Consider the following 11,822-nt stretch of genomic DNA (forward strand, 5'->3'; position numbering starts at 1 on the left):
CCTCCTCTTCGGGCTGGCCGCGCGGCACCAGCGTCGGCTGAGGACGTCCCCTCAGTGAGCACCGGCCGAGTTCCACCCGCGCGCTGACGCGGGTGGTTAGCATCGGCGGGCACGGGCGCGCAAGGGCGGAGGACGAGGATGGCGGGACCGGTACTGGCCCTCCCGGCGGGTCCCCGGCACGAGCCGGAGTTCGGGCATGACGCCCTGGTCGTGTGCGACAGCCTGGTGCGCATCTACCAGACCGACAGCGTCGAGGTGCAGGCACTGCAGGGTCTCGACCTGCTGATCCACGAGGGCGAGATGGTCGCGATCGTCGGTGCGTCAGGGTCGGGCAAGTCGACGCTGCTTCAGGTGCTCGCCGGCGTGGACACCCCGACCGCCGGCCGGGCCCGGGTGGCGGGTCACGACCTGGTGGACATGTCGCGGGCGGAGCGGGTGCTCTTTCGCCGGCACGTCGTCGGCTTCGTCCGGCAGCAGGCCGCCCGCAACCTGGTGCCCTACCTGACCGCGAGCCAGGTCGTGGACCTTCCGATGACGATCGCCGGAACCGCGCGCAAGGAACGGCGGGTGCGCGCCGAGGCGCTGCTCGAGAGCTTGGGCGTCGCACATTGCGCCTCCCGTCGCCCCCAGCAGATGTCGGGCGGTGAGCAGCAGCGGGTCGCGATCGCGGTCGCGCTCGCCAACCGGCCGCAGGTCCTGCTGGCCGACGAGCCGACGGGCGAGCTCGACAGCGAGACGGCCGAGGAGGTCTTCGCTGCCCTGCGCACCGCCAACCAGCAGCTCGGCGCGACCGTCGTGGTCGTCACCCACGACGCTGCCGTGAGCGGGCAGGTGGCACGGACCGTCGCCATTCGCGACGGGCGGACCAGCAGCGAGGTCCTGCGCAGCGTGGACACTGCCGACGCCGTCGGCGTGGTCGAGGAGTACGCCGTCATGGACCGCGCCGGGCGCGTGCAGGTGCCGCGGGAGTTCCGCGAGGCGCTCGAGCTGACCCGCCGGGTCCGGATCGCGCTTGCCGAGGACCACGTCGAGATCCGCCCCGGGCAGGGCGAGGTCGAGTGAGCGCCGCCCCCGACCCGATGGTCACCGTCAGCGGTTTGTCGCGCACCTACGGTTCGGGCCCGGCCACGGTGCACGCGCTGCGCGAGGTCTCCTTCGACGTCGCGCGGGGGGAGATGGTCGCCGTGGTCGGGCGGTCCGGTTCGGGGAAGACCACGCTCCTGAACCTGATCGGCGGGCTCGACCAGCCGGACGCGGGCACGGTGCGTGTCGACGGCACCGAGGTGACCGGCCTCGACGACCGGGGCCTCGGACGCCTGCGTCGCGACTCCATCTCCTACGTCTTCCAGACCTTCGGGCTGATCCCGGCACTGACCGCTGCCGAGAACATCGGTCTGCCGCTGCGGCTGCGTCGTACGCCGGTCGCGGACCGAGAGCGGCGGGTCGCACTCCTGCTCGATCTCGTGGGGATGCGTGGCCACGAGCTGCAGCGACCGTCGGAGCTGTCCGGCGGTCAGCAGCAGCGGGTCGGGATCGCCCGTGCGCTGGCCGGGTCGCCGCGGCTGCTGCTGGCGGACGAGCCGACCGGCCAGCTCGACGCGGAGACCGGGCTCTCGGTGATGGCGCTGCTGCGCGCTGTCGTGGAGTCCGAGGGCGTCACCGCGATCGTGGCCACCCACGACCCCGTGATGATGTCGCTCGCCGACCGCGTGCTCAGCATTGCGGACGGTCAGGTCCACGAATGACGGCACACCCGTGCTAGCGCTGGTCGCCCGGCGCGCGCTGGTCCAGCGGCGCCTCCTGGCCGCCGTGCTGCTGCTCGTCGCGGCCTCCGCGAGCCTGCTCGGCGTCTGCTCGCAGCTGCTGGGCGTCACCCAGGACCGCGCCTTCCACGCCGAGATCCTCCGGTCACAGCCGGAGGACGTCTCCATCACGGCGTACCTCGTCGATGTCACCGGTGCCGACCTCGCCAGCGTCCAGGAGCAGGCCAGTGACGCGGTCGGTGCCGTGCTCGCGCGGATGAGGCCGCGGGTGACGAGTGTCGCCACGGCCCGGATGCGGCGACTGGAGGGCACCGACCGGCTGGCCTACCTGGCCTCGGGCGACACGCTCGTGCATGGCGCCGAGCTGACCTCCGGTCGCTGGCCCGACGGCACGCCGGCGCACCCGACGGAGGCCGCAGTGCCGGACACGACGGCCCGCCTGCTGGGCCTGCGTCTCGGCGACCGCGTGACGCTCGGCGACGAGATCGGGCTGGGGGGCGTCGACGTCCCGGTCCACGTCGTGGTCGTGGGGACGTTCCGGCCGCAGGATCGCCTCAGCTGGCAGGGCGACCCGCTGGTGGGGCAGGGCTTCGACGCGACCTACAGCGACGGGTCGGTGACCGCGCCGGCCTACGGTCCGTTCGTGGTCGACAGCGCAGCCTTCCTGGCCACCGGTTCGTCGGTGACGGGCCTGCGGGTCACCGCCGACCCCACGCTCGCGCTGGCCGAGCACACGACGCTGCGGGCGGCCACGAACCGGCTCCACTCCGCAGACGCCGCGCTGTCCTCGCGGGTCGGCGACCGCGCACGGATCACCAGGGTCGCCTCGAGCCTTCCCGACACGCTCGACGGGTTCGAAGCGCAGCAGGCAACCACCCGCGCCACCGTGCTGGTGCTGCTGACGCTGGGCACGGGCCTGGCCTTCGCGGCCGCGCTGCTCGCCGGCTGGCTCCTCGCATCGGTCCGAGACGAGGAGAGGGCGCTGCTCGTCTCCCTCGGCCTGAGCCGCCGGCAGCAGATCGGCGTCGCGTCGATCGAGGCACTCGTGCTGGCCGGCTTCGCTGCCCTGCTGGCGGTCCCGGTCGCCGCGCTCGTGCACTCCCGCCTCACCCACCTGCGCAGCCTCCGGGTGGCCGGGCTCGCACAGCCACCGTCGGTCACGCGGGGGCTGGTCCTCACCGTGCTGGCCGGCGCGGTGGTCCTCGCCCTCGCCCTCGTCCTCACCGTCCAGGACGCGGACACGGCGCCGGACCGCAGCTCACGGGGGCGGGTCGCCGTGGCCGCGCGGTCGGGCATGGTGGTGCTCCTCGCCGGGGTCGCGGTGACCGGCTGGTGGCAGCTGCGCACGCAGCCGCCGACCACCGCCGCCCGCGGCGACCTCACGCTGACGCTGGCCCCGGTGCTCTGCCTCGCCGCGGCGACGGTGCTGGCCGTCCGGCTGGTGCCGCTCCTGCTCGCAGCGGCGGCGCGTCTTGGTGACCGGTCGCGCGGCCTCGTCCTACCGCTCGCGGCGCAGCAGGCGGCGCGGCGTCCGCACGTCGGCACGGCCATGGTGCTGATCGCGGCAGCGGTCGCGGCGTCGGTCTTCGGGCTCTCCGTGAGGACGACCTGGGAGCGCTCGCAGGACGACCAGGCCGCGCTGCGGGTGGGGTCCGACCTGTCGCTCGCCCTGGCCGCCCCGGCAACCTCCCAGGACGCGGTCGCCGTCGCCGCCGCCACCCGCGACCGTCCACCGACGACCGTCACCTCCCCGGTCGTCCACACCCCGCTCGCGCTGGGCAGCTATCTCGGCGACCCGGGCACACCGCCCATGCTGGTGGCCGTCGACACCAGGCATGCAGCGGCGCTGCTGCGGGGGCGGGTGGCATCCGGCGCGAGCTGGTCGGCGGTCGGCGCCGACCTGGCTCCCGGCACCCTGGTCGACGGTCTGTCGTTGCCCGGGGAAGCGCGGATGACGCTCGCCGGCAGAGCGCCCGACGGGGCGTCGATCACAGTGACGCCGACCGCGGTGGTGCAGGATGCCTCCGGCTTCCGCAGCGCGGTCACGGCCACGCCGCTCCCGCTGGACGGCCGCTCGCACCCGGTCGACTGGCTCGGTCCGGTCGGCGGCGACCTGGTCGCCGTACGGCTGGTGCTGGACGGCAGCCCCGGCATCGAGCCGGACGAGGCGACCGAGGCGGCCACGACCGGCGACGTGTCGGTCGGCCTCTCGATCCCGGGCGGCGCCGGTACCGGCGGCACCTGGGACCTTCGGCCGCAGCAGCGCGAGAGCTCTGTGCGCGGCGCGCAGGTCGCCGTGTCGACGCGAGGAGGCGTCACCCGGCTGACCGCGACGGCCGGCATCGACCTGAGCTACTTCGCCTACACCGGCGCGACGTTGCTGGCGACGGTGCTCCCGGCGCCGACGGCAGTCCCCGTCGCCGTCTCCCACGAGCTGGCCGACGCCGTCGGCACGAAGGTGGGCGCCAGGCTCTCGGCCACGGTCGGTGACACCGCGGTGCCGCTCCGGGTGGTCGAGGTCGTGTCGGACGTGCCGTCGGCTCCGGGCCGTGTGGCCGTGCTCGCCGACGTCGACACCCTCTCGCGCGCGCTCATCGACGCCGGCCGGCTCGACCCGGTCGTCGACGGGTGGTGGGTCGCGCGGCCCACTCCGGCCGTGGAGCAGGAGCTGCGCGCCACCGGCCTCGGAGACGTCACCACTCGCGACGGCGTGGCCGGGCAGCTGGCCCGTGGACCGTTGCGGGTGGCCGTCCCGACGGCCCTGCTCACGCTGGTCGCCACTGCGGCCGTGATGCTCCTCGCCGGCGTCGGCCTGGTGCTCAGCGCCGGCCGCCAGCGGCGCTCCGCGGACGTGGCGCGGCTGCGGGCGCTCGGCCTCACCCGCCGGCACGCTCGGCGGGTGCTGCTCGTGGAGCACGGTGCCTTCGTCGTGCCGCTCGTGCTGGCGGGCGCGTCCGTCGGGCTGGCGGCGGCCGTCCTGCTGGGCCCCCACCTGGTCCGCTCCGAGGTCGGGGCGGCGCCGGTTCCGCCCGCGGTCGCCACTGTGCCCTGGGCAGCGGAAGGCGTGCTCTTCGGCGGCCTGCTGGCCGCCTCGCTGGTCCTGACGGCGGTCCTCACGTTCCTCCAGGTCCGCCGTTCGAGCCCGGCCGACCTGCGCGCGGGTGACCTCTGATGCCGAGGTCACGGCTGCACCCGGCAACCATCCGAGGACGCCTCCGCAGCGACCGGGGGCTCCTCGTCCTCGTGGCACTCGTGGTGGCGGTCACGACCGCGCTGACCGCTGCCGTGCGGCCCCTGGGCGAGCGCACGGCCGACCGCGCCATCGCCGCCACGGTGCGCGACGCCGGATCGCGCGGCGACGTCGTGGCCACGGCGCCGCAGGGCTACGACGACCCGACCGGCACCAAGCGTGAACCGCTCTCCGACGTGCAGCTGCGCAACGATGCCGAGTACGCGCACTACGTGCTGCCACCTCGATTGAAGGCCGTGCTGCGGCCCGGGATCGCGACCCTGACCACGCCGCCGCTCCACCTCCTCGACGACGGCCCGGGGCGATACCTGAGGTTGGTCTACGTCGACACCCCCGCCGGTCCACCGGCGGTGACCTACACGGCGGGAGGTCCGCCGCGGGGCAGCGTCGGGCCGCAGCGAGCCGGTCTGACGGTGCGACCCGGCCCCGAGCCGTGGCCCGTGCAGGTCGGGCTGGCCGAGGACGCGGCGGCAGCGCTCGGCCTCGGTCCGGGCGACCGCGTGCCGGCCGAGGACGAGCAGCACCGGCGGTTCACGATCGTGGTCAGCGGGGTCTACGCCGCGACGGACCCGGCCGCGGATGCGTGGCACGCGTCGACGCAGCTGCTGCATCCGACGGTGGCGGTCGCGGACGGCGTCCCGAGCGCCTCGGCAGCCGCCCTGGTCACGGCTGCGTCGCTGCCGGACCTGCGGGTCGGCGTACCCGCCGACGACCTGACCTACCAGGTCGCGTTCACCCCGCAGCCCTCGCTCATCCGCTGGCACGAGTCGGCCGCGGTGGAGCGAGCGATCGTGGCGTTGCAGGCCTCCGGCCGCTCCTCCCGCGGTGACATCACCTGGGACAGCCTGCTGGTCGGGGTGCTGGACGCCGGACGCGCGAACGTCGCCTCCGCCCGCGGTCAGGCCGAGGTGCTGCTCCTCGGGCTGCTCGCCTGTGCGCTGCTGGTGCTCGTCCTTGCCGCCCACCTCCTCGTACGCCGCCGCCGGGGATCCGTGGTCCTGGCCCGGGAGCGTGGCGCGGGATTGCCCGGGATCGGGCTGGAGCTCCTGATCGAGGCCGTGGTCGCCGCGGGAAGCGGCGCCCTGGTCGGCCTGGCGGTCACCTGGCTCCTGGTCGGGGACGTCGGCTGGGCCTGGTCGGTGCCGGTGGTCGTCGCGGCCGCGTCGGCGACGCCGATCCTGGGCGTGCTCGCCGCTGCCCACGCCACGAGCGCGCCGCGGATCCGAGCGAACCGCTCGGCGCGGCGCGCGGCGCTTCGCGCTCGGCGACTGCAGCGCGCCGCGCTCGAGGTCGCGGTCATCGGGGTGGCGGTGCTGTCGTTCGTCGCTCTGCGTCAACGCGGCCTGGGCGACCTGACGGCCGCCAGCGCGGTCGTGTGGTGGGCGGTGGCGGGCACTGTCGTGGTGATTCGGCTGGTCCCGCACGCGGTCCGCCTCCTGCTGCGGAGTGCCCGCCGCTCGACCGGGGAGGTTCGCTTCCTCGTGGCGGCCCGGCTGGCCGAAGCCGGTGCCAGAGCACTGCCGCTGCTGGTCGTGGCGGTCGCCGTCGCCCAGCTCGCGCTCGGCGTCGTCCTCGCGGCTACCGAGCGGGAGGGCCAGTCGGCCGGGGCGCTGGAGGCCGTCGGCGGCGACGCCCGGCTCACCGCCCCTCCCGACCCAGCGGTGGCTGAACTCGCGACGTCGGTCGCGAAGGCGCCTGGCGTCCGCGCCGCTGTGGCCGCGCGCGTCGCCGACGACGTGGAGGCGTCCTCGCGACGCGGCGCCGAGACGGTGCGGCTGGTCGTCGTGGACCCGGCGGACTACGAACGCCTCCTCGCCGCGAGCTCGCTGCCCGGCCGCACCGAGCTCGCGCGGCTGCGCTCTGCGGTGGCGGAAGGCGGTCGCGTGCCGGCGCTGCTGGTCGGCGACGCCGACCTGCGCGACGGCCTCGTGCTGCAGTGGGAGCGGACCAGCGTCGCTGTCGACGTGGTCGGCGAGGCTCCTCGCGTGGACGCGTCGGTTGGTCCGGTCGTGGTCGTGGCCGCGGCCGCCTTCGCTGACGCGGGCGCCGTGGCGGAGCCCGACACGGTCTGGGCCCTGGGTCCGGGGGCGGCCGCCGCGGTGAGGGCCAGCGCGGGCCGGTTCGGCTCCGTCGTCACCTACGCCGACGTCCTCCACGAGCGGCGCCACGCGCCGCTGGCCTCGGGTCTCGTCGTGTTCGCCGCGGCCTCGGCCGGGCTGCTGCTGATCTTCGCAGTCCTCGGCGTGGCGCTCGCCGCCGCGATCGAGGCACCTGCCCGCAGCGAGTCGTTGGGACGGCTCCGCTCGCTCGGGCTCCCCGACCAGGGTCTTCGTCAGGTCCTGGTCGGCGAGCTCCTGGCCCCTGCTCTCGTCGCCGTGCTCGCCGGGCTCGCGCTCGGGATCGGGGGCGCGTACGCGACGTTCGGCCGGCTGTCGCTCGAGCAGATCACCGGGGCGGCCGACTCGACCGAACCCACCGTTCCCTGGTGGCTGCTCCTGAGCGGCGCGGTCGTCCTGGCGGCGGTGTTCCTGATCGCCCTCACCGAGTGGCGGCGCGTGCGCCGGCAGCCACTCGCCCAGCTGTTGCGCAGCTGAGGATCAGTGGGCGCGCCACCGACCGCTGCCGGCGTCAGGCCCCCAGCGAGGCCGGAGCCTCGACGCCCAGCTCGCGCAGCGCGGCGACGTACCGCTCGACGTTGCCGAGCTTGACCGACTCGTAGCCCCGCACCAGGTCGGGGAGCTCGGCGAGCTGCACGGCCCGGTCGTAGGACGCCTGGCCGAGGCCGGCGGCGAGGTCGGCGACCATCGCGCGATAGTGGTCGCGCAGCACGCGCTCGACCTTGCGGACGTGGGCGTACCCGAAGAGGTCGGCGCGGGTGCCGCGGAGGAACTTCATCCGGGCCAACAGGCGCAGCGATCCGTGGGAGCGAGGCCCGAACGACATCTTCTTGGTGCGCCCCATCGCGCGCAGCATCGGCGGGTGGAGCTTGAAGGAGACCGTGCCGCCCGGGAAGGAGTCGCCGGTCGCGGCAAGGAACTCCTCGTCGGTGAGGAGCCGGGCGACCTCGTACTCGTCCTTGTAGGCCGTCAGCTTGAACAGGTTGCGGGCGACGGCCTCGCTGAGTCGGGTCTCGGTGGTGACGGCGCGCTCGGCGGCGGCGACCTGCGCGACCAGGTCGACGTAGGCGTCGGCCAGCTTCTCGTCCTGGTAGCCGACGAGGTCGGTGGCGCGCTGGGTGACCAGTCGCAGCACCTCACCGTCGAGGCCCGAGCTGGACACCGAGGCCGGTACGGGCAGCTCGCGCGCCGGGGTCGGAGCAGCGACGGCCGCTCCGGCGGCGCGGAAGGCGGCCGGGTCGGCCACGGCCACGCGGCCCCAGCGGAAGGCGGCGATGTTGGCGGCGACGGCGGTGCCGTTGATCTCGATGGCCTCCTCGATGGCCGCCGCCGGCAGCCGGAGCGCACCGGTCTGGTGGGCGGCGCCGACGAGCAGGAAGTTCGCGGCGACGGTGTTGCCGAAGATCCGGTCGGCCGCCTCGAGGGCGTCGAAGTCGAACAGGTCGGCGCTCGCCGTACGGACCCGCTCCAGCAGGTCGGCCTCCTCGGGGTGCTGGACCGTCGGGTCGTAGACCATCGCACCGGTGGGGGTGCGGCTGGTCGACACCACGGTCCGGGTCGAGGTCGCGCTCCCGAAGGCGAGGTTGCGCTCCTCGGCCAGGGTCAGCAGGTCGAACCCGAGGAAGCAGTCCGCCGAGCCGGGCGTGAGCCGGTTCGCGGGCTCGAGGTCGCCGGCGGCGAAGCGGAGGTGGCCGGTGACCGGGCCGGCCTTCTGGCTCAGGCCCGTCTGGTCGAGCGACTCGGTGGCGTACCCGGCGCGGAGCGCCGCGGTCGCGAGCACCTGGTTGACGGTCACGATCCCGGTGCCGCCGATGCCGACCATGAAGACGTTCTGGGTCCCGGTCAGCGGCTCCTGGGCCGGGCCGGCAACGACGGCAGGCGGGGTCGGGAACCCTCGACGCTCGCCCTGCTTGCGCGCCCGGCGCGCCTTGCCCGACGTTCGGCGGCGCCGCGGCTCGGTCTCGACGGTCACGAACGACGGGCAGTCGCCGTCGAGGCAGCTGTAGTCGGTGTTGCAGGAGGTCTGCTCGATGCGGGTCTTGCGGCCGTACTCCGTCTCGACCGGCTGGACCGAGAGGCAGTTGCTCTTGGCGCCGCAGTCGCCGCAGCCCTCGCACACGGCCTCGTTGATCAGGACGCGCTGGGTGCGGGCCGGGAGAGCGCCCCGCTTGCGCTGGCGGCGGGCGTCGGCGGCGCAGTGCTGGTCATAGATCAGGACGGTCACGCCGGGGACGTCGCGCAGCATCCGCTGGGCCTCGTCGAGGCGGTCGCGACTCCACAGCAGCGTGCCGGGCGCGAGGTCGCGGCGACGGTGCCGGCTCGGGTCCTCGGCGCAGACGATGATCTTCTTCACGCCCTCGGTGGCCAGCTTGTGGGTCAGCTGCGGCACGGTGAGGGCGCCCTCGGCGTCCTGGGCGCCGGTCATGGCGACGACCTCGTTGTAGAGCAGCTTGTAGGTGATGTTCACGCCCGCCGCGATGCACGCCTGGACCGCCAGCTGCCCGGAGTGGAAGAACGTGCCGTCGCCGACGTTCTGGAAGATGTGCCCGGCGTCGGTGAACCACGCCTGGCCGATCCACTGCGCGCCCTCGCCGCCCATCTGGGTGACGCCGGTGACGGCGCTGTCCTCGCGGTCGGAGATGGTGACCATGACGTGGCAGCCGATGCCGCCGCCGCCCATGGACCCCTCCGGGATCGACGTCGAGCGGTTGTGCGGGCAACCGCTGCAGAAGTACGCCGACCGGCTGGTCGACAGCAGCGGGAGCGGCGTGCGCTTGGGCGCGGGCGGCGTGATGGCCACGACGTCCTGGAGCAGGTGCCGCATCGGCGCCAGCAGGCGTCCGGCGGTGAGCTCGCCGTTGGCGGGGACGAGGGTGCGGCCGTCGGCGTCGCGCTTGCCGAGGATCTGCGGAGCGTTCGAGGTGCCGTAGAGGATCTCCCGGATCTGGGTCTCCACGAACGAGGTCTTGTCCTCGATCACCACGACCCGGTCCAGCCCGTCAGCGAACGCGCGGATCGTGTCGGGCGCGACCGGGCTCATCATGCCGAGCCGCAGGACGCGGATGCCGGCGTCCTCCAGGGCCTCGTCGGTGACGCCCAGGTCGGTCATCGCCTGACGCATCGAGTCGAAGCAGCTGCCGGACGCGACGAAGCCGACGGTCGCGTGGGGCGGGTCGACCTCGAGGACGTCGAGCGTGTTCGCCACGGCGTACGCATGCACGAGCGCGGTCCGGGGGCCGACGAGGTCGGCCTCGGCGCTGACGATGGCGTCGGGCCGGACGACCATCGGGCGCTGCTGGTAGGCGTAGGGCGCGCCCTCCCACTCGACGGTGGGAACGACCGGCGCCACGTCGCCGACCGAGGGGTCGACCACCCAGGCGCCGTCGGCCACGTCGGCCACGATCTTGAGCGCCACCACGCAGCCCGAGGTCCGCGACAGCTCGATGGCGTGCAGCCCGAGCGTCACGATCTCGGCGGCGTTGCGGGGGAAGAGGACGGGGATGCCGAGGGCGGCCAGCGACCGCTCGCTGACCGCGGGCACCGTCGAGGACTTCGACGCCGGGTCGTCGCCGACCAGGAGCACGGCGCCACCGCGCGCGTTGACGCCATACATGTTGGCGTGCCGCAGGGCGTCGGTCGCCCGGTCCACGCCCGGACCCTTGCCGTACCAGAAGCCGGTCACGCCGTCGTGGGTGCTCGTGCCCAGTGGCAGCTCGATCTGGCTGCCCCACACGGAGGTGGCGGCGAGCTCCTCGTTGAGGCCCGGGACGAAGCGGACGTCGTTGGCGTCGAGGACGTCCTTCATGCCGCCGAGCAGCTTGTCGAGGCCGCCGAGCGGGCTGCCCTGGTAGCCGGAGACGAAGGACGCGGTCCGCAGGCCGCGGCGCCGGTCGAGAGCGCGGTGCTCCACGAGCAGGCGGGCGATCGCCTGGACCCCGGTCAGCAGCACCGGCGGCGCAGCGTGGCGGAACCGGTCGTCGAGGTCGTACGTCGTCCGCGGCTCGGGCGTGAGGTCGGCGGGCCGGTCGGCGGTGACGGTCATCGGCTCTCCTGGTGCAGGGGGTCGGCGCCCCCGAGCATGCCGTCGACGTGGGCCCGGTCACAACTCTTGTCGTCGTCTGTGGCGACGATCCGCAATCTCCATCGTGATCGACGGCTGTGCCGCGCAACGAACGTGGTGTCGCGGTTAGAGTTCGTTGCGTGACCGAGTTGGCGTCCATCGACCAGACCGACCGCGCGATCCTCGACCTCCTGCGCGAGAACGCCCGGCGTCCGCTGCGCGAGATCGCGGCGGCGGTCGGACTGACCGTCGCCCCGGTCCAGCGCCGGATCGCGCGACTCGAGGCGCTCGGCGTGATCGAGCGCTACACCGTCCAGGTCAACCACGGCCGGATCGCGACCGGCATCGAGGCGATGACCGAGCTCCAGTTCGCCGACGACCTCGATCTGGCGCAGATCATGGAGTTCGTCGCGCAGATCCCCGAGGTCGAGGAGGTCCTCACCCTCGCCGGCGATCCCGACGCACTCGTGCGGATCCGCGTCGAGGGCGTCGAGGACCTGCGCCGGGTCGTCAGCTCGCTGCGCTCGGGCGGGGCCATCGCCAGCACGAAGACGCTCGTCGTCCTCGAGCAGTGGACCCGCAACGCCTGACGGGGGCGACCCGACGTCGAGTGCGACGTCGGCCAGCGCGGC

At 74.3% G+C, this 11,822-nt stretch carries 6 protein-coding genes; 5 read left to right on the top strand and 1 reads right to left on the bottom strand.

All coding sequences use genetic code 11. The annotated features are described in order from the left end of the window. Positions 1-138 precede the first annotated feature (138 nt). From QDS12_RS09625 to QDS12_RS09640, 4 genes are all read left to right on the top strand, one after another. Complete coding sequence (locus tag QDS12_RS09625; protein WP_279878771.1) at positions 139-1,062, top strand: ATP-binding cassette domain-containing protein; 924 nt, start codon at positions 139-141, stop codon at positions 1,060-1,062. Further along, positions 1,059-1,745 carry an ABC transporter ATP-binding protein gene (locus tag QDS12_RS09630; RefSeq protein WP_279878772.1) on the top strand — a complete coding sequence of 229 codons (687 nt, stop codon included), beginning with the start codon at positions 1,059-1,061 and terminating at the stop codon, positions 1,743-1,745. Before QDS12_RS09625 ends, QDS12_RS09630 begins: the two co-directional genes overlap by 4 nt. A 10-nt stretch (positions 1,746-1,755) precedes the next feature. After that, positions 1,756-4,935, top strand: coding sequence for an ABC transporter permease (locus tag QDS12_RS09635; RefSeq protein WP_279878773.1), 3,180 nt, complete (start codon positions 1,756-1,758; stop codon positions 4,933-4,935). A gap of 71 nt (positions 4,936-5,006) precedes the next feature. Next, positions 5,007-7,607: an ABC transporter permease gene (locus QDS12_RS09640; RefSeq protein WP_279878774.1), complete on the top strand. Its 2,601-nt coding sequence runs from the start codon at positions 5,007-5,009 to the stop codon at positions 7,605-7,607. A gap of 34 nt (positions 7,608-7,641) precedes the next feature. Here the strand turns inward: QDS12_RS09640 and QDS12_RS09645 are convergent, their stop codons facing one another. Then, positions 7,642-11,172: an indolepyruvate ferredoxin oxidoreductase family protein gene (locus QDS12_RS09645; protein ID WP_279878775.1), complete on the bottom strand. Its 3,531-nt coding sequence runs from the start codon at positions 11,170-11,172 to the stop codon at positions 7,642-7,644. Positions 11,173-11,330: 158 nt separating this feature from the next. Here QDS12_RS09645 and QDS12_RS09650 point away from each other — a divergent pair, with 158 nt between their 5' ends. Beyond that, a complete protein-coding gene (locus QDS12_RS09650) occupies positions 11,331-11,780 on the top strand; it encodes an Lrp/AsnC family transcriptional regulator (RefSeq protein WP_279878776.1) in 450 nt (149 codons plus the stop codon). Positions 11,781-11,822 lie beyond the last annotated feature (42 nt).

The sequence above is a fragment of the Nocardioides sp. CER19 genome (assembly GCF_029846275.1).
In the GTDB taxonomy this organism is placed as follows: domain Bacteria; phylum Actinomycetota; class Actinomycetes; order Propionibacteriales; family Nocardioidaceae; genus Nocardioides.

What these genes read in the sequence shown, in the direction of transcription:
- QDS12_RS09645 (WP_279878775.1), bottom strand. Translation starts at nt 11,172, where the DNA reads ATGACCGTCACCGCCGACCGGCCCGCCGACCTCACGCCCGAGCCGCGG.
- QDS12_RS09625 (WP_279878771.1), top strand. Translation starts at nt 139, where the DNA reads ATGGCGGGACCGGTACTGGCCCTCCCGGCGGGTCCCCGGCACGAGCCG.